Source organism: Tardibacter chloracetimidivorans (genome assembly GCF_001890385.1).
Classification (GTDB): Bacteria; Pseudomonadota; Alphaproteobacteria; order Sphingomonadales; family Sphingomonadaceae; genus Tardibacter; species Tardibacter chloracetimidivorans.
This window is the reverse complement of the sequence record NZ_CP018221.1, coordinates 25709-46218: the sequence shown is the minus strand read 5'-3', so window position 1 is coordinate 46218 and position 20510 is coordinate 25709. Positions and strand designations below refer to the sequence as shown.

Below are 20510 nucleotides of genomic sequence, written 5' to 3'. Positions count from 1 at the left end.
GTTGTGCAAGCACATGATCGAGAATCAGACCATACGCCCATCCAAGGTTATCGGCCCGCTCGGCGAACCGCTGACGCTTGATAGCCTGCCGCCGCGCGACACGACCCGCTGGGTCGTCCGCCGCAAGGCGGAAGTTGTCGCCGCCGTAAGCGGCGGTCTGCTGAGCGTCGACGAGGCTTGCGAGCGCTATGGACTGACGCTTGAGGAATTCGCATCCTGGCAGCGGGCGGTCGAACGCTCCGGCATGCCCGGCCTGCGCGTCACGCGCGTCCAGCATTACCGCGCGCTCTATCAGCGCCAGTAATTCAGCGCCGCGATTCAGAAGGAATAGAGCAGCGTCACCCGGCTTACGGTATCGGTCTTCACCGATCCGGCGGGCGGCTCCGTCTCGTGCCGCACATCGAAGGATAGCCGGGACGACAGCGCGCCGAACAGCTTCGTTGTCATCGCAGAGGTTGACACAAAGCTGCTGTTGTCCGCCAGGAAAGCGCTTGCGTCCTGCGAAAAGCCAAGCCGCGGTGTAATGTCCCAGCGAAAGGCCATGGATGCGCGGCCGCTCAGTTCCTTCTCTTCCCCCGATGCGATGAACGCCGTCTGCCGGAAGGCCGGTCCGCCGTCCATGTCCAGCCGCAGGCCGGGCCGGTCGAGAAGCCGGACGCCAAGGCCCAGACCTTCGCTGAAGCGGCGATAATAACCGGCCGGGCGATCCCGCTCATATTGCAGCAGGCCATAGACATAAAGCGTGCGTGAGATTTTCCGCTGGCCCTGATAGGCGGTGTTGAAATGTTCCTTTTCGGTCACGCCGTTGGCGCGCCGGTAATCGACCAGCGCATTGAACTTGTGCTGCCAGTTGATGTCTTCCTTCGAGAGTTGAAGCCCGGCCGTCACGCCCACGCTCTCGCTGTTGCCGCTGCTGGTGGACGCGCCAAGCTCCCCCTGCCCCGACCACCCCTGCCAGAAGCGCTCCGTCCGAAGCTCCGCCAGGCGCATCTTTTCCTTCTCGCCGCGATACCCCGCGATCTGGGCGTCCACCTCCTCCACCGATTCCGGATAGGTCTCGCGCGCAACCGCCGCGACAGCGTCTATGCGCTCGGGCTTTCCCGACAAGATGGCCGCATCCAGCATCCGCTGCGCGTCGGCGGGCAAAGGCTCCGCCCCGGCAGCGCCGGAAAAGGTTACGGCAAGCAACGCCGCGCACAGCGATTTGGTTAATATGGTCATGCCGCTTTCCTAACGGCAGCGCGTCGGCGGGATCAATCTCGGTTCGCCCCACTTATGCAGCGGCACGGCGGGACTTTCCGGCAACCGCCACTTTACGGCGCATATCCGACTCGTTCCGGCGCTTTAATCGCGCTTCCACACGGTCCTGCCCTTGCGCGGAAATGGTTAACGCCGCAATGAACGAGCCAGCGGAGACAACCAAATATTTATGTTTCTGAATAACATTTACGAACTGTTAACCTTTCCGGTTGATAAAAATTACCGTTAACCAATCTTACCGGGTTCGGCGGCGCCTGAGTTGAAGCCGTCTGCAATGAAGGGGGCAGAAACATGCGCGTCCTGCTGATTGAAGACGAACCTACCACCGCCAAGAGCATCGAGCTGATGCTGACGACGGAAGGCTTCAACGTCTACCAGACCGATCTGGGCGAAGAAGGCCTCGATCTGGGCAAGCTGTATGATTACGACATCATCCTGCTCGATCTGAACCTGCCTGACATCCATGGCTATGAGGTGCTGAAGAAGCTGCGTCTCGCCAAGGTCGGCACACCCATTCTCATCCTCTCCGGCCAGGCGGAACTGGACAGCAAGGTCCGCGCGCTGGGCTTTGGCGCTGACGATTATGTCACCAAGCCGTTTCACCGCGAGGAGCTGGTCGCCCGTATCCATGCGATCGTCCGCCGCTCCAAGGGGCATTCGCAATCGGTGATCCGCACCGGGAAGCTCGCCGTCAATCTCGACACCAAGACGGTGGAAGTGGATGGCGCGCGCGTTCATCTGACCGGCAAGGAATATGCCATGCTGGAGCTGCTTTCGCTTCGCAAGGGCACCACGCTCACCAAGGAAATGTTCCTCAACCACCTTTATGGCGGCATGGACGAGCCGGAACTGAAGATCATCGACGTCTTCATCTGCAAGCTTCGCAAGAAGCTCTCCGGCGCGTGCGACGGCGACAATTACATCGAAACCGTCTGGGGACGTGGCTATGTGCTTCGCGACCCCGAGGAAGGCGCAGCCTCCCAGGTCGCCTGAACCGCAATATCGCACCGATCAAGGGGCCGGGCTTTCCCGGCCCTTTTCTTTTGCCCGGCGCTCTGTCATGCCAAAGCGGATGGAAACAGGCGCAGCCGTCCCGCGCGAGGCATCGCTGATCGTCAACACGCACAGCCGCAAGGGTCGGCGAATGTTCCGCGAGGCCAAGGCGCTTCTCGCCGCCGCCGGGGTTGAGCTGATCCACGCCATCGCCGTCCGCAATCCCGCCGATCTCAACGCCGAAGTGGGGGCGCTGATCTCCAGCGGGGCGAAGATGGTGATCGTGGGCGGCGGCGATGGTTCCGTTTCTGGCTCCGTCGACAGCTTCATCGGCAAAGACTGCGTCTTTGCGCTTCTGCCGCTCGGCACGGCGAACAGCTTCGCCCGCACGCTCGGCATTCCGCTGGATCTTCCCGGTGCAGTCGATGTCATCGCCAACGGCCGCAGGGCGCGGATCGATCTCGGCGCAATCAACAATGACTATTTCGCCAATGTGGCGGCGATCGGCCTTCCCTCGCTGGTCGGATCGACCATCCCGGACGGGCTGAAGCGCGTGCTCGGACGGCTCGGCTATATCGTCTGGGGCCTGTGGTCCGTGCTCCGCTTCCGGCCGTTCGAGGTAATCCTCACTTATAAAGACGGGCGCTCGCAGCGGTTTCGCGCGCTTGAGCTTCGTATCGCCAACGGCAGCTATCTGGGGGGCACCGAAGTCGCCGAGGAAGCCGAAGTCGATTCCGGAGAGATCATCGTCCAGATCGTGACCGGCAATGGATGGCCGGCGCTCGCCTGGCACTGGCTGACGACAAGCCTGAAGCTGCCCGCGCGCCGCCGCACGGCCGAAACAATCAGGGGCCGCTTCATCCGGATTGAGACCGTCCCTTCCCTTCCGATCTCCATCGACGGGGAGGTTACGGCCCGCACGCCCGTTGACGCCAGCGTGGCAAGGGCCGTGCTTGAACTGGTGGTCCCTCGCTGACGGGAACCACCCGCAAAAAAGGGGCCGGAGGCAAATGGGGGATGGGGTGCCTCCGGCCCAGTGATCGGCCAGTTTTTGAAAGTCGGCGGGAAGCCGCTACTTCTGCTTTGTGGCCGAAGACGCGGCCGCCTGGCCGCTGCCGGAACCTTCGCCAGCGGCGGCGGCGTTCGCCGCCGATGACGGTTCGTCGGCCATCTTGCGGACCTCTGCCCTGGTCATGGCGCTTAACAGGCCGGAACCGGAGAAGCTCAACTGATCGGCGGGAAGCGCCGCAATGCCTTCACTGGTCTTCACCAGCACGCTGTCGATGCGGCCGTTCGCGCCGTCCTTCACCGATTGAACGCGGCCGATGGTGCGGCCAGCCGCATCCTTCACCACCATTCCGGGGTTGACCGTAGTCGCGACATTGCCGGCCGCATCCAGGGCGCCCGCGCCCGAAGCGGCGGCGCTGCTCCCCGCCGCATTGCCGGATGCCGCGCCCTGGCCTGCGATATTCGCAGCGCCATTGGCAGCACCCGAGACAGCGCCAGTGGCAGCGCCCGTTGCGCCACCGACCGCGGACGTGACCGCATCGGTTCCGCCGACCGGCGAGGTCGCCCCCGCACCGACATTCTTTGAACCGCTTGCATTGCCGGACACGCCGCCCGATGCACCGCCGCCCAGCGCCGACGCGGCCCCGTTCAGGGTGCCGGATGCAGCGCCGGTGAGCCCCGCGTCCGCATTGGCCGAGCCTTTCCGCGCGTTGACGGACTTATTGGCGGTCGCCTTGCCGGACGCATTGCCGCCGCCGCTGACCGCGCCGGAAACACTTCGGCCGACGCCGTCCACCGTCCCGCCCACAGTCCCGGTGCCGCCAAGCGATCCGCCCAACGAACCGCCAAGCCCGCCGGTCACGCCGCCAAGTCCACCACCACCCAGAAGCTGGGCCGAAGCGGGAACAGCAACGGCAAGTGACGCCGCCGCACCGATCAGGAGGCCAAGTTTTGAATGACGCATTTTCCGTCTCCTTCGTCAAACTTCCGGGGCGCGGTTTCGCGTCCCTCATGTCGACAACGACAGCCGACGGGCGTTTAATCCATCCGGGTGAAAGAAAGTTGCAAATCGTTGAAAAGAAAGATTTAGTTAACCATGTTTCGGCATTTGCCGCATAGAAGGCCCATACCGTAGACGGAATCCGCGCCCTTTCGTCCAAGGTCCACGGCCTCCGTCTTCGCCCGTTCGATCCGCGCCACGGCGCTGCCTTCCATCGCGGCAAGCCGCCCCGCGACCAGTGGGGTGGCGAAGGATGTCCCTCTCACCCGAGAATAGCCGCCGCGGGCAGCCGCCGCCGCCATGTCCCCGCCCGGCGCGGCAAAATCGACATGCGGACCCCGGCCCGCCTCGATCAGCACCCGATTGTTAGAATCCACGCCCGTCACCGCGACCACACCGGGATAGGCGGCGGGATAGAGCGGCGCTGCGGCAGGGCCGTCGTTTCCGACCGCCGCGACGACGATGAGCCCCCGCCGCTGCACGGCCGTCACCGATGTTCGCACCAGCAGATTGGGCGGCCCCACAAGGCTGACGTTGACGACAGGCACCTCGCGCGCGGCCATCCATGCCAGCGCACGCGCCAGCGCCTGGGCCGATCCGCCGGTGGGACCATCGCCGTAAACATCGGCGACCAGCAGCGGAAGCCCCGCCCCGGCGCCCCGAAAGCGGCCGTCACGCCCGACCAGGAGCGACGCCACCGCCGTGCCATGCCCGCCCGGCACAACGCCACCGGGAGCAAAGCCCCGCTGCTCGACGATCAAACCATCAAGCGCCGGATGCCGCCCTGCGCCCCGGTCGATCAGCCCGACCAGCGGCCGCCCGCCCGTCGGCTTTTGCGAATCCTCGTTCCCGACCGGCACCGCCTGCCCCGCGCCGATATAGATGTGGTTGAGGTCATAGCTGCCCGCCGGATCGAGTTTGCGGAGCTTCGCCAGCGCATCTCGCGCGCGCAGTCCCTCGGGCGTACGCAACGTCACGAGCGTGACACCAAGGGCCTCCAGAACCTCGCTGCGGGCAATCGCAAAGCCCGCCGATTGTGCTTTCGCAAGCGAGGCGGCACTGGGGGAAAGCGCGACCACTTCGCCGCGCACAACCGGAAATCCCCGGCGATCGGCCTCCAACGCGCTGGAATTGGCGCGCAGCAATCCGCGCAGCCGGGCGCGCGTCAGGTCGCGCGCATCTTCGGCCAGGCGTTCGGTCGCTCCAAGGCCCGATGAAAGCGTATCCGTGACGGTGTCGGCAAGGCCGCCGACCGTCCGCTCCACCGGTCCCAGCAGTTGCGCACCGGCAGGAAATTGTGGCAGTGCGAGACCTATCGAGGCCATCAGCACCATAATCAACCCTGGCCTTTTACCTTGCATCACCTGTCCACCGGATTTTATTCGACCATGGATGAAACGCGCATCGACGGTCGTTTCATCCATATGCAGAGCCGGGAACGCCTTTGGAAGATTTTCAGTCCGCCCTTGTCGCGCTGCTGCCACGGTTGCGCCGTTTCGCGCGCGCGCTGGCGCGTGACGCTGCGGACGCGGATGATGTGGTGCAGTCAGCCGTCGAGCGGGCCCTCAAGGCCCGCGACCAGTGGCAGCCGGGCACGCGGATGGACAGCTGGATGTTCCGGATCATCCGCAACACCTGGATCGACGAGGCCCGCTCGCGCGGCCGCAGGGCGCGGGTGTTCGCGCCGGAGGAGGACGGCCTTGCCGTCGGTGCCGACCCTTCCCCAAATCTGGAGGCACGAGCCGATCTGTCGCGGGCGCAGGCCGCAATGGAACGCCTTCCGGCCGAACAGCGCGAAGCCATCGCCCTCGTGCTGGTGGAAGGGCTAGGCTATGCCGAGGCGGCGGATGTTCTCGCAATCCCGATCGGCACGCTCACCAGCCGCCTGTTGCGCGGTCGCGCCGCGCTCGTCCGGGCGTTGAGCGGTGGAGAGACGGAGGCCGCCGATGAAAATTGATGAAGAAACATTGATGGCCTTCGCCGATGGCCAGCTTTCCGGCGCGCAGGCAGAGGCGGTTGCAGCGGCCGTGGCAGGCGACCCTGTGTTGGCTGAAAAGGTGGCGCAGCATCGGCAGCTGCGGGAGACCATGGCGGCGGCCTTTGCGCCTGTGCTGGACGAGCCGGTCCCCCCTTCCCTTGCGGCGGCTGTTTCCGCCGGCGCTGAGGACACTCCCGGCAAAGTCGTCGATTTTGCAGTTGAAAGGCGGTCGAGAGCTATCCGCCGTACCCCCTTCATCCAGCGCTGGGGATCGATCGCGGCAGCCCTCGTCGTGGGGCTTTTCGCGGGGCAGCTTGTCGACCTGCCCGGCGGTGGCGGCAATCTGGTGAAGGGAAGCGACGGAAATCTGGTCGCGAGTGGAGAGCTGGCGGCCGCGCTCGACAGCCAGCTTGCCTCAGATAACCCGCAGGCGCTGGGCAGCCCGGTACGGATAGGCCTGACATTCGCCGGAGACGATGGTTATTGCCGGACGTTCTTGGCGGTGCGGGCGGACAGCCTCTCCGGAATCGCGTGCCGGCAGGATGGCGAATGGCGGCTTCGCATGACGACCACGCCCGATGGACAACGGGCAGACGCGCCGGATTATCGCATGGCCGGAGCTGACGACGTCATCATGCAATCCGCCCAGGCGCTGATGCGCGACGATCCGCTCGACAGCGCCGCCGAGCAGCGCGCCCGCGCAGGCGGTTGGGAAACGGCCCGATAATTCATCATCGCGGCCTTGTGCGTCGCTTTTCCCCGGCTATAAGGCCCAGCCAACGGAGCGGTGGCCGAGTGGTCGAAGGCGCACGCCTGGAAAGTGTGTAACGGTCAAAAGCCGTTCGAGGGTTCGAATCCCTCCCGCTCCGCCATTCCGCCCTTCGCCGGCGTTCGCCTCGGCCCGAAAAATCAGAATAAACACCTGAAAATTAAGGCATTTTAACCGCAGACCTTCACGGTCGTTCGCGGCGGTCCGGAAATTGGTGTGGGGCTGAGTGTGGGGCTGTGAGGGGCTGGCGGGGTTCAAATCAGGGGTCTGCGGTGGTATCCTGCACCCCATGGGAAAGCTCACCCCCGCCCTGATCAAGGAGCTCACCGAGCCCGGTCGCTACTCCGATGGCGAGGGGCTCCTGCTGCAAATTTCCCCTTCGGGCGGAAAAAGCTGGCTCATGCGCGTACAGGTCAATGGCCGCCGCCGGGACATCGGCCTGGGCGAGCTTCGGCATGTGAGCCTTCGCGATGCGAGACTGGAAGCGGCCGCGATCAAGAAGCTCGCCAAATCCGGTGTCGATCCGCTCGATGAACGGCGGAAGGTCGAGATCGTCATACCGACCTTCGAGCAGGCGGCGAAGCGTGCGCACACGGAAATGATCAAGGGATGGAAGAACGGGAAGCACACCAAGCAATGGATCAAGACGCTTGAACTCTATGCCTATCCGAAGCTGGGCAAGTTGAAGGTCAACCAGATCGAAGGACCGCTCATCCGCGACGTGCTGGCGGAAATCTGGCTGGACATCCCGGAGACCGCCCGGCGGGTCCGCCAGCGCATCGGCACGGTGCTCGACTGGTCCTATGCCAATGGCTTCCGGACCAGCGAAGCACCGATGCGTTCCATTTCCAAGGGCCTGCCACGGCAGCCCAGGAAGTCCGGCCATTTCGCCGCATTGCCCCATGCCGAGGTGCCGGCGTTCATGAAGCGCCTGCGCGCCCGCGGGATCAGCAGCAGTCGGCTGGCGCTCGAGGCGCTGATATTGACGGCGGTCCGATCAGGCGAGGTTCGCGGAGCCAGATGGCCGGAACTCAACGACGAGCTGACGCTGTGGACCATTCCTGCAGAGCGCATGAAGGCAGGGGTCGAACATGTGGTGCCGCTGTCGCTGCAAGCCGCAGACGTCTTCCGTCAGGCGCGGGCACTGCGGATCAAGGGCTGCGACCTGATCTTCCCGGGCGCCACGTCCGGTTCGTCACTTTCTGACATGGCGCTTCTCGAATTGGTGCGCGGCATGGACCTGCCGGCGACAGTACATGGCTTCCGGTCAAGCTTCAGGGATTGGGCGGCCGAGGAGACGGACACGCCACGCGAGATCGCCGAGGCGGCGCTGGCACATACGCTCGAGAACAAGGTCGAGGCAGCCTATCGGCGCACCGATTTCCTGGCCAAGCGGCGCGATCTGATGAAGGTTTGGGCCGATTTCTGCGTTCCGTCCGCTAAGAGCCGGTCCCGGCGGTCGGTCGAGCGAACGAATGTCGTGGCCGGCCGCGCCCGCGACGTTGCGACGGCTCCGCGCCGACCGCGACGGACTGCCGCTCGACGAACCGTTCAAGGCTCCTGACGACGATGAGCGTCGCTCGGCCGACCTTTATGATGTCGATCTCGCGCGCCGAAATCAGCTCATAGAGCTTGGTCTTTCCGATTCCCAGCACGCGCGCCGCGACAGGCACGCGAACGGTCAGCGCATCATTGAGGCCGACGCTGGGGTCGCGTCCCGTCACCCGCTGCGTGCTCCAAGGCGCTCGCGCGCCTTTGCAAAGGCGCGATCGCTATCGAGGAATGCGGACAGAATAGCTGGGACCAGTTCGCTGACCGGCTCGTCCCGACCATAGGTTTCGGCATAGATCCGGGCGTAATCCTGAAGTGCCTGATGCAGGTCGGGCAGCACCGTGATCGTGAGCTTCACCGGGGTTCGGTCGGGAATGCGAGCAAGCTTGAGATCGACCATGGTCTTCTCCTAGCTGCGCCACGGCGCGAGAATGAGGTCGCGGTGTACGACCAGCCGCACCGGCGCGCCGGGCCGGATCGTGATCGTCGGCTGGATCTGCAAATTGCGAGACGTGATCTGGTCACCGGCACGCGAGACATTCTGCTGGGTGGATTCCCGGATCGCCTGGACGAGGTCGCTTTCCCCGGAGAAGGTCAGGTTCGCGCCCACGCCAAGCAATGTCGAAATCGCGACGCCCTTGAGGAGGCTCCAGGTGTGGAAGTCGACCTTGTCGGCAAGGCCCGCATAGCCTGACGGGTCGGTCGCGGGCACATTGTCGAGCCGGATCGAGCTGCCGTCCGGCAGGATGATCCGCTGCCAAACGATTAGCGCCCGCTTCTGTCCGAAGGCCACCACGCTGTCGTAGCTGCCGATCAGCCGCGCACCTTGCGGGATGAGCAGGATCCTGCCCGTTGCGCTGTCGAACACACGCTCGGTCACCTGGGCAGTGACAAGACCGGGCAGGTCGGACCTGAGCCCGGTAATCAGGCTCGCGGCGATGACGCTGCCCGCTGACAGCATGTCGGGCGATGCTGGCGGGACAAGCCGCCCGGCGTTGACGTCGCCGCCGTTGTCGCGTGCCGCGACGAAGTCGGCTTTCCGCTGCTGGGCATTGGGGTCGCGATCAGGATCGATGGCAAGCCGAGCAGCATCGGCAGCTGCCGCCGGTGGCGCAGATGGCGTTGCTTCGACATAGGCCGTCGGCGCGGCGCGATTGCCGGACTGCACGAGCAACCCCGACTCCCGAGCTGCCCGCAACTCTGCGACCCTCCGATCACGCTCGGTCGCCGCTGCCTGATCGGCGCGGGCGGCCTCTCCTCCCGCGGGTTCGCTCGCCATTGCGCGCTGATGCTCGAGGATCGGGCGACCGAGATCGCCCGGCAACGCCGGACCGAGCCTGGGCACGTCGCCATAGCTGCCGGGGAGCGCGCTCAGCGCGTCAGCAGGCGGCTTGGCGGCTACCGTCTGGTCGTCAGCCTGGCCGGCCAAGTGGAAAGAGGATGGCCGCAACGCGATCCAGGCGGTCGCCACCAGGCTAACGGAGCCGAGCGCCGCGATCGCCACCACGGCGCCCCGCTTGAAGCGGATCGCCCGCGCCGGCTGTGCACGCAGCGCGAGCGTTTCCGGATCCACCTTGCTCGATGCAGTATGGTCCTCCGCCACCGGCCGATCCTCCACGTCGGTCATGATCCCCTCCGCGCCGGCGCGCCATCCGCGACCCGGCTGATGCGGACGACCTGCTGGTTCTTCGTGCCAAGCCGCAGCTCGGCGACGTCGAAGATGCGGTCGACCACGTAGAAGCGGCCCTTGACGCGATAATTGACGAGCTGGGCCTCGCCCTTCGTGTCCAGCAGGAAGATCGGGGGTGCCTCCCCCACGCCAAGCGTCGCGGGAAACTCGATGAAGGTCTGCCGTCCGTCGTCGAAGGCGCGCAGCGGTCGCCAGGACGGACGATCACCCGACACGACGTAGTTGAAATGAAGCTGCTCGACCGCGATCCCGGCGGCGACCGGTGCCGCCGCCTCGGCCGCAGCTGTGGCGCGCTTCAATGCTATCAGTGCATCCTGCGGATAGGTCCATGACAGCGCGGCCATCGCCGTTCGGGGGATGCTGTTCAGCGCGATGTGATAGCTGCGCCGGTCGGTGGTGATCACGAGGTTGGTGGCGAGGCCGGTGCTGAACGGCTTGACCAGCACATGCGTCCGCTTCTCGGTACCCGACCCGCTGGTGGTATCGCCGATCACCCAGCGCACGGTGTCGCCGCTCGCCACGGCCACGAGCGTCTCGCCGGGCTGGAGCGCGATGTCGGTCACCCGCCCGGGCGCGGTGATGACGTGATAGATTGCCCCTTCCGCGAATGGATAGACCTGAGCGGCATTCAGGAATCCCTGCGCGGCCGGCTCAATGGTCGCCAGGCGGTTGGCGGTCGCGACCGTCGCCTGATGCGCGGTGTCGCTGGATAGTGGCGAAGCCCAGGCGCCTTCTGAAGAGAGGGAAAGGCAGGTGGCCAGCAGTATTGGTGCGGCAAGGGAGCGGATCATGGCTGTGTCTCCGGTTTGGCGGTCGGTTGGGGGGCAAGGTTCGGATCGAGTGGCGAGCCGAGCGGCAGATTGCCCGGCGGTGTAACCGCGCGCGCCGGAGCAGCTGATGCCGGGGGCTCGAGCTCGCGGCTCCAGTCGATCGCATCGACATAGATTCCGAGGGGATTCCTGCGGAGCGTGTCGGCCGATACCGGCGGTTTCGTCACGATGGTCAGGATGCCGGTCCAGTGGGACGATCCCGCCTCGCTGCCGCGCTCGTAGGCCGTTTCGGTCCATTTCACCTGGAACGAACGCTCCGACGCACGGACGACGCTGGTCACCTGCACCGAGACCGTCCGCTCGCCGATCCGGGCGAAGGGGTCAGCAGCGCGCGCATAGTCGTCGAGGAACCGAGCCCCACGCTCGGTCGCGAAGCCGTAGGCCGACAGCCAGTCGCGTCGCATCAGCACCGGATCGAGCGAGACGCCACGAACATTCTCGATGAACTTGGCGAGATGCCATGTGATCTGCGGATCGGTGGGCTTGTATCCTGCCTCGGCTTCGGTGACCGCCCGCGCCTCGCCGAGGCGATCGACCTCGACGACATAGGGCGTGACCCGGCTCTGGAGCGACTGCCAGACGAGCGCGCCCGACATGGCGCAGGTGAGCGTCAGCGTGCCAAACGCCATCAACCGCCAGTTGCGGGCCTGGACGCGGGCCGAGCCGATGCGCTCATCCCAGAGCTGGCCTGCGCGCTGATAAGGCGTTTCGGGTTGGGGTGTCCGTCCATAGCGCTGGACAGCGCGCTTGAAGATCATCAGTCGTCCCTTTCCTTGATGTCGGGAGTTGCGGACGCGCCGCCACGGTCGCCCTGTTGGAGCGTGTGCAGCGCGATCTGCCGGTGGTGACGCGCGGATTGCTGGGCGCGCATCGATCGAGCCCAATCGGGCGCGCCATCGCTGGGGGTGGTTTGCGAAGCCTCGCTGCCGCCGGTCCGATTAAGGGCGTTCCAGGCAGCCCCGCGCCCTCGCGATGCAGCTTCGCCGATCCCGAGCGCGCTCGACGCGCGATCCCGGGCCGCATTGCCGGCAGCGCGTGCCACACCGCCCAGGCCGGCAGCCATGGACGGCGACGCGGCGGTCTCCTTGCCGAGCGTGTAGGCGGTTGACGCCGCCGATCCCATCGACGTGCCGGCACGGATTGCGCCCAGCGCACCGCCGCCGATCGCGCGCGCAGCGCCCATCGTGGCGCCGCCCGCGAGCATGGTGACGCCCGCCGCGCCGACGGCCGTGCCGAGCGCGGCACCCGCACCGAGTTGCGGCGCACCGGCAACCAGCCCGGAAGCGATGCCGGGACCGAAGATGCCGAGGCCGAACAGCGAGAGCGCGCCGAGCGCCAGGCTCATCGCGGCGCCGAGATCGGGCTCCTGCCCTTGCATGGAGGTCGTGAACTCGGCGAAGAAATTGGAGCCGATGCCGACGATGACCGCGAGCACCATCACCTTGATGCCCGACGAGACGACGTTGCCGAGCACGCGCTCCGCCAGGAAACTGGTCCGGTTCCAGAGCGCGAAGGGCACGAGAATGAAGCCCGCCAGCGAGGTCAATTTGAACTCGATGATCGTGACGAACATCTGCACGGCGAGGATGAAGAAGGCGAGGATGACGATCGCCCAGGCGAACAGCAGCACCATGATCGTCAGGAAATTCTCGAAGAAGCTGACGAACCCCATCATGCTCGACGCCTGTTCGAGCAGCGGCCAGGCGGCGGAGAAGCCGGTCGAGGCGACGCGGCCGGGCCTGAGCAGATCGTTAGCGGACAGGGTTCCGCCGCCGGCGGTGAGTCCGGCCTGCGCGAACGACTTGAAGATGATGTCGGCGAGCGTCGAAAAGCTGTTCAGGATGAACGCGAACGCGCCGATATAGAGGATCTTCCTGAGGAAGCGGCCGATGACATTGTCATCACCGCCCATCGCCCAGAACAGGCCGGCGAGCGTGATGTCGATACCGATCAGCGTTGCCGTCAGGAAGTGAACGTCGCCGCCCAGCAGCCCGAATCCGCTGTCGATGTAGCGGATGAAGGCCTGCATGAACCGGTCGATGACGCTGAGGTCGTTCACATGATTCTTCCAACAGGAGGGGTGCCGCGGGGCGCGCTGGGGGAGCTACGCGCGCCCCGCGGCGACGGCGGCGGGGAGGCGATACCGCCGCCGCCTGGCCGGCGTCCGACTACTGGGGCGTGTAGGCGGTGCCGGTACCGAGGAACTTCTTCGTGGCGGCGCGTCCTTCGGCCTCGGCCTGCGCGCGGCGGGCCGCTTCGGTGGCCTCGGCGCGATACTGGGCCGCCATCAGGTTCTGGATCTGGAATTGCTGCTTGGCCGTGAGCGCGAGGAGCTGGTTGGTTGCTTGCTGCGCCTGGAGCGACCCTTCCGCGCCCTGGCTCTTCGCAACGATTTCTCCCAGCGTGCCGGCGTCGGCCTGGACGTTGGCGACGACCTGGGACTGGACGCCCATGGTCTGTCGGAACGCTGCCTTTGCGGCATCGAGCCGGGTCGCCGCATCGATCACGCGCTGGTTCGTGGTCAGCGCCTGGTTGAAGTCATTGGGGAACAGGCGGCTGAATTGTTGGTCGAGGCCGTCGATTCGGAAATCGATCCCCTGGGCCTGAGCCATCAGCCGGTTGATCGCCTGCAGGTTCTGCGTAAGCTGCTGGAGCTGCGGGAAGTCGATACGCGTGAGGTTCTTCGCTTGATTGATCAGCATCTGCGCTTCGTTCTGGAGCGACTGGATCTGGTTGTTGATCTGGGTCAACGTCCGCGCGGCGGTGAGCAAGTTCTGGCTATAGTTGCTCGGATCGAACACGGTGAACTGCGCGTGGGCAGGCGTGCTCGGCACGACCAGCGCACCGGCGAGCGAGCCGAGGGCGCCCAGACCCAGCACGGTCGCGACCAGATGTTTACGGGTGGGGACAGGCATCACACATTACTCCTTGGCTTGGGGGACGGGAAAATCGGCGAGGAGGTTGGCGGCCCAGTCGAGGCCTGCTCCCTCGACGAAGCGGGCCGCGAAATCGTCGGCGCCGTGCTCGATCAGCAGCGCGTCGATGCGCGCCTGCGTCGCCGGATCGGAGGCGCCGCATAGCGCCAGCGCAATCGGACCCAGGCCCAGTTCGAACAGGCGGTTGCCGCGTGCAGATTGCAGATAATAATGCCGCTTGGGGGTGGCGCGGCTGACCAGCTCGATCTGCCGGTCGTTGAGGCCGAACCGCTCGTAAGCAGCACGGGATTGCGGCTCGATCGCGCGATCGTTCGGCAGCAATATGCGCTGCGGGCAGCTTTCAATGATGGCTGGCGCAATGCTGCTGTCGGCGATGTCGGCCAGGCTCTGCGTTGCGAATAGCACCGCGACGTTCTTCTTGCGCAGCGTCTTCAGCCATTCGCGAATGCGGGCGGCGAAGAGCGGATGGTCGAGGAAGGTCCAAGCTTCGTCGAGGACCAGCAGGGTCGGACGGCCGTCGAAGCGTTCCTCGAGCCGGTGAAAGAGGTAGGTCAGCACCGGGGCGACCACCCCGGATTGCCCCATCAGCGCCTCGGTCTCGAAGCACTGGACGTCGGCCAGTGCGAGATTCTGCTCGGCCGCATCGAGGAGGCGGCCATAGGGTCCGTCGAGCGTATAGGCCGTCAGCGCGGTACGGAGCGCGTTCGACTGGAGCAGCATGGCGAGTCCAGTCAGCGTGCGCTCCTGGGGCGGCGCCGAGGCGAGGCTGCCGAGCGCCGACCACACGGTGTCCTTGACCTCGGGCGTGACCGTAACCTTCTCGTGCGCCAGCAGCGCCGCGATCCATTCCGCCGCCCAACTGCGTTCGCTCTGATCATCGATGCGGCGCAGCGGCTGGAACGCCAGGGTTTCGCCACTGTCCGCGCCGAGCCCCAGGGCATGGTGCGCGCCGCCCATCGCCAGCACGGCCGCGCGTGCGGAGAAGCCCTTGTCGAAGACATAGACCTGGCCTCTCGCATAGCGCCGGAACTGGAGCGCGATCAGGGCGAGCAGCACCGACTTGCCGGCGCCGGTCGGCCCGACGACGAGCATGTGCCCCACGTCGCCGACATGGGTCGAGACACGAAACGGCGTCGATCCGCTTGTCTGCGCGTAGAGCAGCGGCGGCCCGCCGAGATGGCGGTTGCCCGCCGGCCCTGCCCAGACCGAGGACAGCGGCATGAGATGGGCCAGATTGAGCGTATGGACCAGCGGCTGGCGTACATTGGCGTAAGCCTGGCCGGGCAGCGAAGACAGCCAGGCCTCGACCGCGTTGAGGCTTTCGCGAACGCAGGTGAAGCCAAGGCCGTTGACGATGCGCTCGACCGAGCGGACCTTGTCTTCCACCCGCGCTCGATCGGCATCGGCGACGGTGATCGTGGTCGTCAGATAGCCGAAGGCGACATGATCGCCGCCGAGCGCCTGCAGCGCCAGGTCGGCATCGACCACCTTGTTGTCCGCGTCGGTATCGAGGAGCTGGACCGGCTGGTTGTACATCACCTCGCGCAGCAGCGCGGTGATCGACTTGCGTTTGTTGAACCATTGCCGCCTGATCTTCGTCAGCGCCTTGGTCGCATCGGTCTTGTCGAGTGCGAGGAAGCGGGTGACCCAGCGGTAGCCAAAATCCTGGTGGTTGAGCGCGTCGAGGATGCCGGGCCGGCTCAGGTTCGGGAATCCCAGCACGGTCAGCGTGCGGAGATGGGTCTGCCCAAGCCTGGGCTCGAGCCCGCCGACCAGCGGCGTGTCGGCGAGCAGCGCATCGAGATAGATCGGCGTTTCGGGCACCGCGACCGCATGGTGGCGGCTGGAAACCGTTGCATGGAGATAGGTCAGCGTCTCGGCGTCATCGAGCGCGCGCACTTCCGGCATGAAGCCGGAAAGAAGGTCGAGCATGCGGTCGGTTTCGGCGACGAAGCCGGCGAGGCTCGCACGCCAATCGCGGCCCTGCGCATCATCGGGCCTTTCGACCAGCGTCCGTCCGGCAGCGTCGCTGCTGTCGGCGGGCGGCAGCCATGTCAGTGTGCCGTGATAGATGCTTTCGAAATGCTGGCCCTCGGCTTCGAAGCCGGCACGCCGTTCCTGGTCGACCAGCCAGGATGCGGCGTCGGGAAAGACGCTCTCCGGATAGCCCAGCGCCTCGCGCCGCTCGGCTTCGAAGAACAGCGCCCAGCCCGTACCGAGCCGCTTGAGTACGTTGTTGGCGCGCGCGCAGGCCGAGACGAGCTCGGCTTCGGTCGCGCTCTCCAGGTCGGGACCGCGGAAGGCGAAGCTGCGCTGGAAGCTGCCGTCCTTGTTGAGGACGAGGCCCGGCGCGACCAGCGCCGCCCACGGCAGGTGGTCGGCGAGTCGGTCGGCGCGTGGCCGATATTCGGCGAGGCTCAGCACGCCAGATACCCCTTCTGGCGCAGGTGGCGGAGCAGCACGGGCGCGAAATCAGGATCGCGGCGCGCGGCGAACACCGCGACGCTGTGACCGACCGCCCACAGCACGATCCCGACCAACCACTGCTGGAGGCCCAGGCCGACCGCGGCCGCGATCGTGCCATTGACGATCGCGATGCCGCGCGGCGCGCCGCCGAGCAGGATCGGCGATCCCAGGCTGGCGTGGATCGGCGCCTCGAAGCCCTCGATGTGGCTCATGCGACGAGCGCTCCGCCGCCGAAGCTGAAGAAGGACAGGAAGAAGCTTGAGGCGGCGAAGGCGATCGAGAGGCCGAAGATAATCTGGATCAGCCGCCGAAACCCGCCTGCCGTCTCGCCGAACGCCAGCGTCAGGCCGGTCACGATGATGATGATCACCGCGACGATCTTGGCGACGGGTCCCTGCACCGATTCCAGCACCTGCTGGAGCGGCTGTTCCCAGGGCATGCCGGAACCGCTGGCCTGGGCCGTGCTGGCCAGGGTGAGCGAAAGGCCGAGCATCAGGCCAGTCAGGAAAAAGCGGTCGCGGTTGGGAATGCGAAAGGTGCGCATGTCAGTCTCCTTCGAAGTCGGGGGTCAGGGTTGGGGAGAGATCGACGACGGCGTAGCCGCCATCGGGGTCGAGGCCCGCGACGCGGGCAATCGTCTCGATGCGCCGCGCTGTGCCGCGGCCGGCGATGAAGACGATCATGTCGATCGCCTCGGCGACCAGGCGGCGCGGCACGGTGATCACGGCTTCCTGGATGAGCTGCTCGATCCGGTAGAGCGCGGAAGACGCGCTGTTGGCGTGGACGGTCGCGATTCCGCCGGGATGGCCGGTGTTCCAAGCCTTGAGCATGTCGAGGGCTTCGCCGCCGCGAACCTCGCCGACGATGATGCGGTCCGGCCGAAGGCGCAGCGTCGAGCGCACCAGGTCGCCCATCGTGACCGCGCCCGCCCTTGTCCTGAGCGCGACCGTGTCGCGGGCAGGCGATTGCAGCTCGCGGGTATCCTCGATCAGGATGACCCGCTCATCGAGATGCGCCATCTCGGAGAGCAGCGCATTGGCAAGCGTCGTCTTGCCCGAGCTGGTCCCGCCGGCGATCAATATGTTCCGACGATCGACCACCGCTAGGGAAAGCAGGCGCGCGGTTTCCGCCGACATGATGCCGTCGGCGACATAGTCCATGAGCGTGTAGACGCGCGCCGCCGGCTTGCGGATCGAGAAGCACGGCGCGATCGAGACCGGCGGGAGAATGCCTTCGAAGCGTTCGCCGGCACCTTGCCCATGCGGCGGCAGCTCGGCCGAGACGATCGGGCGCTCGCCATGGACCTCGGCACGAGCATGCGACGCTACCAGCCGGATGATCCGCTCGACCTGGGGTGCATCGAGCTTTACGTCGGTATCGACCCGGCCTTCGCCGAGGATATCGACGCGGAGCGCGCCGTCCGGATTGACCATGATCTCGATGACGCGGGGATCGGAGAGCGCGGCGGCGATCGCCGGCCCCATCGCGGTGCGCAGCATGGCGCGGCGGCGATCCGCGGAAACGGTATCGGGTCCGGCTGGCATCACGACCTGCCTCCCTTCGTTTCGGCTGGCCCCAGCGTGCGCGTGCCTGCGGCGATCTGGCGGCCGACTTGGGCGACGAAGGATTCGAACCGGTCGCGCCCGATGGCACGGCCTGCGGCATCGGCCTCGGGCAGCGGCGCCGTCACCATCAGCTGGTAGCGGACGAACAGCGACAGGCTTTCCAGCAGGACGTCGATGTCGCGTCGCGCGCCGTCGAGTTCGCGCGACAGCCGGTCGAGGCGAACCTTCAGGAGGTCGTCGACTTCCTTGGTCCCCCGTCGCGTCAGCCAGTCCTTCAGCGCGTCGTTGACCAGCCGGCTCTTGTTGCCGCGCGCGCCGGCGGCGAGTGCCTCGAGCGCATCGCCGATCTCGCGATCGATATAGAGGTTCTGGCGGATCTTCATCGCTGCCTCACAGCCCAGGCAGGAGGTCGCGGTGGGCGCCCTCGTTGATTGCATAGCCGCGGGCAACGGCGCTCAGGCCCTGCGCCTGGTCCATTGCGCGCTTGTCGGCGGCGACATCGTCGTCGTCCGGCACAAGCTGCGGATCGCGCGTTTCAGCGACGTCGGTTGCCTTGGAAACCTGCTCGGGAAGGCCGGGGTGGCGCTGCTGCTGCATGCCGCCATCGTCCTCGCCACCCGCGGTATCCTCGGCCTGATGCAGCCGGGCATCGATGCCGCGCACCTGGTCGGACCAGTCATTGCTTCGCAGCTTTGGGCAATCGGCATAGCGGCCGTGCGCCAGCATCGGCGGCGGCGCCACGCGCGCGACGAAGTTGCGGTCGCGGAAATAGCGCAGCTTGCGCGCCCGGATCGGCGCGAGCCCGGACACGAGCACGAGTTCCTCGTCGGGCGACAGTTGCATCACCTCGCCCGGCGTCAGGAGCTGGCGGGCGGTCTCCTGGCGGCTGACCATGACGTGCGCGAGCCAGGGCGCGAGGCGATGGCCTGCATAATTGCGCATGGCGCGCTGCTCGGTCGCGGTGCCGAGCGCGTCGGAAATGCGCTTGGCAGTGCGCTCATCGTTGGTCGCGAAGGCGATCCGGACGTGGCAATTGTCGAGGATGGCGTTGTGCTCGCCATATGCCTTCTCGATCTGGTTCAACGATTGCGCGATCAGGAAGGCGCGGATGCCGTAGCCTGCCATGAAGGCGAGGCTGGTCTCGAAGAAATCGAGGCGGCCCAGCGCCGGGAACTCGTCGAGCATCATCAGGAGCTGGTGCCGGCGCGCGGAAGTGCCGGGCTGGTCGAGCCGCTCGGTCAGGCGGCGGCCGATCTGGTTGAGCACCAGCCGGATCAGCGGCTTGGTGCGGCTGATGTCCGAGGGCGGGATGACCAGATAGAGCGACAAGGGACGCTCGGCCTCGATCAGGTCGGCGATGCGCCAGTCGCACCGCGATGTGACCTCGGCCACGGTCGGATCGCGATAAAGGCCGAGGAAAGACATCGCGGTCGACAGCACGCCGGAGCGCTCGTTCTCGCTCTTGTTGAGCAACTCGCGCGCGGCGGAGGCAACGACGGGGTGGACATTGGGATTCTTGTCATCGCCGAGATGATTGGTGGTCATCATCCGGCGGAGGGTGGCGACGAAGCTGCGCTGCGGATCGGACAGGAAGGTCGCAACGCGCGCGAGCGTCTTCTCCTCCTCGGCATAGAGGATGTGGAGGATCGCGCCGACCAGCAGCGAATGGCTGGTCTTTTCCCAGTGGTTGCGGCGTTCGAGCGCGCCCTCGGGATCGACCAGGATATCCGCGATGTTCTGGACGTCGCGCACCTCGTCGATGCCGCGCCGAACCTCGAGCAGCGGATTGTAATGCGCCGATGTTGCGTCGGTCGGATTGAAGAGCAGGCAATGCGAGAACCGCGCGCGCCATCCGGCGGTCAGCGTCCAGTTCTCGCCCTTGATGTCATGAATGACCGCCGAGCCGGTCCAGGAGAGCAAGGTGGGCACGACGAGGCCCACGCCCTTGCCCGAACGGGTCGGCGCGAACGCCATGACATGCTCGGGGCCGTCATGGCGCAGATAACGGCCGCGAAGCGTGCCGAGCATGACGCCGGCGTCGCGATGCAGGCCGGCGCGCTCGATCTCACGGTGACTTGCCCAGCGGGCCGAACCATAGGTGGTGACGTTGCTGGACTGGCGGGCGCGCCACAGCGAGCCGAAGATCGCCGCAGCGCAGCCGACGAAGCCGCTGGCGCCTGCGAACATGCCTGCCCGGTCGAAGACATGCGGGGCATAGGCGTCGTAATGATACCACCAGGGGAACAGCGCCCAGGGATGGTAGACCGGCACGCCGCCGAGCCGGAACCACGGCAGCCCTAGTTCGGGCTGATAGGCCAGCATCGCCGCCGCCCATTGTGTCGCCGCCCACACCCCCGTGATCACGATCGCGAAGACGACAAGGATCTGGCCAATGAGCAATTTGGTCGGTGTCACGTCGAGGCTCCCGCCCGCCGGACAGGACCGGCTCGGGCGGATTCAGACT

The 20510-nt window shown here is 66.2% G+C and carries 21 protein-coding genes, 1 tRNA gene and 1 pseudogene; 7 read left to right on the top strand and 16 right to left on the bottom strand.

The features are described 5' to 3' along the window. Positions 1 to 13: 13 nt before the first annotated feature. On the top strand, positions 14 to 304 hold the full coding sequence (gene sciP / locus BSL82_RS00235; protein WP_072595496.1) for a CtrA inhibitor SciP: 291 nt from the start codon (positions 14 to 16) through the stop codon (positions 302 to 304). A gap of 14 nt (positions 305 to 318) precedes the next feature. On the opposite strand, the gene BSL82_RS00230 is transcribed toward sciP, so the two are convergent. After that, positions 319 to 1221 carry a DUF481 domain-containing protein gene (locus tag BSL82_RS00230; protein ID WP_072595495.1) on the bottom strand — a complete coding sequence of 301 codons (903 nt, stop codon included), beginning with the start codon at positions 1219 to 1221 and terminating at the stop codon, positions 319 to 321. A 330-nt stretch (positions 1222 to 1551) separates the two neighbouring features. On the opposite strand from BSL82_RS00230, the gene ctrA reads away from it, so the two are divergent. Both ctrA and BSL82_RS00220 read left to right on the top strand, forming a co-directional pair. Next, positions 1552 to 2253 (top strand): response regulator transcription factor CtrA, encoded by a 702-nt coding sequence (gene ctrA, locus BSL82_RS00225; RefSeq protein WP_072595494.1) that lies wholly within the window; start codon positions 1552 to 1554, stop codon positions 2251 to 2253. 79 nt (positions 2254 to 2332) lie between these two features. Continuing rightward, on the top strand, positions 2333 to 3229 hold the full coding sequence (locus BSL82_RS00220) for a diacylglycerol/lipid kinase family protein (protein ID WP_072598514.1): 897 nt from the start codon (positions 2333 to 2335) through the stop codon (positions 3227 to 3229). A gap of 96 nt (positions 3230 to 3325) precedes the next feature. Here BSL82_RS00220 and BSL82_RS20770 read toward each other — a convergent pair whose 3' ends face one another. Together BSL82_RS20770 and BSL82_RS00210 are read right to left on the bottom strand one after the other, a co-directional pair. Then, positions 3326 to 4225 (bottom strand): hypothetical protein, encoded by a 900-nt coding sequence (locus BSL82_RS20770; RefSeq protein WP_072595493.1) that lies wholly within the window; start codon positions 4223 to 4225, stop codon positions 3326 to 3328. Between the two features lie 122 nt (positions 4226 to 4347). Then, positions 4348 to 5586: a S8 family serine peptidase gene (locus BSL82_RS00210; RefSeq protein ID WP_226998524.1), complete on the bottom strand. Its 1239-nt coding sequence runs from the start codon at positions 5584 to 5586 to the stop codon at positions 4348 to 4350. A 119-nt stretch (positions 5587 to 5705) separates the two neighbouring features. On the opposite strand from BSL82_RS00210, the gene BSL82_RS00205 reads away from it, so the two are divergent. The 4 genes from BSL82_RS00205 (at position 5706) to BSL82_RS00190 (ending at position 8572) form a co-directional block, all read left to right on the top strand. After that, on the top strand, positions 5706 to 6218 hold the full coding sequence (locus BSL82_RS00205) for an RNA polymerase sigma factor (protein ID WP_072595492.1): 513 nt from the start codon (positions 5706 to 5708) through the stop codon (positions 6216 to 6218). Then, positions 6208 to 6966 carry an anti-sigma factor family protein gene (locus tag BSL82_RS00200; protein WP_072595491.1) on the top strand — a complete coding sequence of 253 codons (759 nt, stop codon included), beginning with the start codon at positions 6208 to 6210 and terminating at the stop codon, positions 6964 to 6966. Before BSL82_RS00205 ends, BSL82_RS00200 begins: the two co-directional genes overlap by 11 nt. A gap of 54 nt (positions 6967 to 7020) precedes the next feature. Continuing rightward, positions 7021 to 7111, top strand: a tRNA-Ser gene (locus BSL82_RS00195). A gap of 186 nt (positions 7112 to 7297) precedes the next feature. Further along, positions 7298 to 8572 carry a tyrosine-type recombinase/integrase gene (locus tag BSL82_RS00190; protein ID WP_072595490.1) on the top strand — a complete coding sequence of 425 codons (1275 nt, stop codon included), beginning with the start codon at positions 7298 to 7300 and terminating at the stop codon, positions 8570 to 8572. A 25-nt stretch (positions 8573 to 8597) separates the two neighbouring features. On the opposite strand, the pseudogene BSL82_RS21335 reads toward BSL82_RS00190, so the two are convergent. The 13 genes and pseudogenes from BSL82_RS21335 to BSL82_RS00125 form a co-directional block, all read right to left on the bottom strand. Continuing rightward, positions 8598 to 8663 (bottom strand): annotated as a pseudogene (locus BSL82_RS21335) (excisionase); the annotation flags it as partial. A 65-nt stretch (positions 8664 to 8728) separates the two neighbouring features. Further along, positions 8729 to 8959, bottom strand: coding sequence for a DUF2274 domain-containing protein (locus BSL82_RS00180; RefSeq protein WP_072595488.1), 231 nt, complete (start codon positions 8957 to 8959; stop codon positions 8729 to 8731). A 9-nt stretch (positions 8960 to 8968) separates the two neighbouring features. Beyond that, complete coding sequence (locus BSL82_RS00175) at positions 8969 to 10186, bottom strand: TraB/TrbI/VirB10 family type IV secretion system protein (RefSeq protein ID WP_072595487.1); 1218 nt, start codon at positions 10184 to 10186, stop codon at positions 8969 to 8971. Then, positions 10183 to 11040 carry a P-type conjugative transfer protein TrbG gene (gene trbG / locus BSL82_RS00170; protein WP_072595486.1) on the bottom strand — a complete coding sequence of 286 codons (858 nt, stop codon included), beginning with the start codon at positions 11038 to 11040 and terminating at the stop codon, positions 10183 to 10185. The genes BSL82_RS00175 and trbG overlap by 4 nt, the downstream gene beginning before the upstream one ends. Then, complete coding sequence (gene trbF / locus BSL82_RS00165; protein WP_072595485.1) at positions 11037 to 11837, bottom strand: conjugal transfer protein TrbF; 801 nt, start codon at positions 11835 to 11837, stop codon at positions 11037 to 11039. The genes trbG and trbF overlap by 4 nt, the downstream gene beginning before the upstream one ends. Continuing rightward, positions 11837 to 13138, bottom strand: coding sequence for a P-type conjugative transfer protein TrbL (gene trbL, locus BSL82_RS00160; protein WP_072595484.1), 1302 nt, complete (start codon positions 13136 to 13138; stop codon positions 11837 to 11839). Before trbL ends, trbF begins: the two co-directional genes overlap by 1 nt. 109 nt (positions 13139 to 13247) lie before the next feature. Then, complete coding sequence (gene trbJ / locus BSL82_RS00155; RefSeq protein WP_072595483.1) at positions 13248 to 13994, bottom strand: P-type conjugative transfer protein TrbJ; 747 nt, start codon at positions 13992 to 13994, stop codon at positions 13248 to 13250. 6 nt (positions 13995 to 14000) lie between these two features. After that, positions 14001 to 16439, bottom strand: a complete 2439-nt coding sequence (trbE, locus tag BSL82_RS00150) for a conjugal transfer protein TrbE (protein WP_072595482.1) — start codon at positions 16437 to 16439, stop codon at positions 14001 to 14003. Further along, on the bottom strand, positions 16433 to 16693 hold the full coding sequence (locus BSL82_RS00145; RefSeq protein WP_072595481.1) for a VirB3 family type IV secretion system protein: 261 nt from the start codon (positions 16691 to 16693) through the stop codon (positions 16433 to 16435). The genes trbE and BSL82_RS00145 overlap by 7 nt, the downstream gene beginning before the upstream one ends. Beyond that, complete coding sequence (locus BSL82_RS00140; protein ID WP_072595480.1) at positions 16690 to 17025, bottom strand: TrbC/VirB2 family type IV secretion system protein; 336 nt, start codon at positions 17023 to 17025, stop codon at positions 16690 to 16692. Before BSL82_RS00140 ends, BSL82_RS00145 begins: the two co-directional genes overlap by 4 nt. A gap of 1 nt (position 17026) precedes the next feature. Then, positions 17027 to 18025: a P-type conjugative transfer ATPase TrbB gene (gene trbB / locus BSL82_RS00135; RefSeq protein WP_072595479.1), complete on the bottom strand. Its 999-nt coding sequence runs from the start codon at positions 18023 to 18025 to the stop codon at positions 17027 to 17029. Beyond that, positions 18025 to 18429, bottom strand: coding sequence for a CopG family transcriptional regulator (locus BSL82_RS00130; RefSeq protein WP_072595478.1), 405 nt, complete (start codon positions 18427 to 18429; stop codon positions 18025 to 18027). The genes trbB and BSL82_RS00130 overlap by 1 nt, the downstream gene beginning before the upstream one ends. A 7-nt stretch (positions 18430 to 18436) precedes the next feature. Continuing rightward, positions 18437 to 20461, bottom strand: coding sequence for a conjugal transfer protein TraG (locus BSL82_RS00125; RefSeq protein ID WP_072595477.1), 2025 nt, complete (start codon positions 20459 to 20461; stop codon positions 18437 to 18439). Between the last annotated feature and the right edge of the window lie 49 nt (positions 20462 to 20510).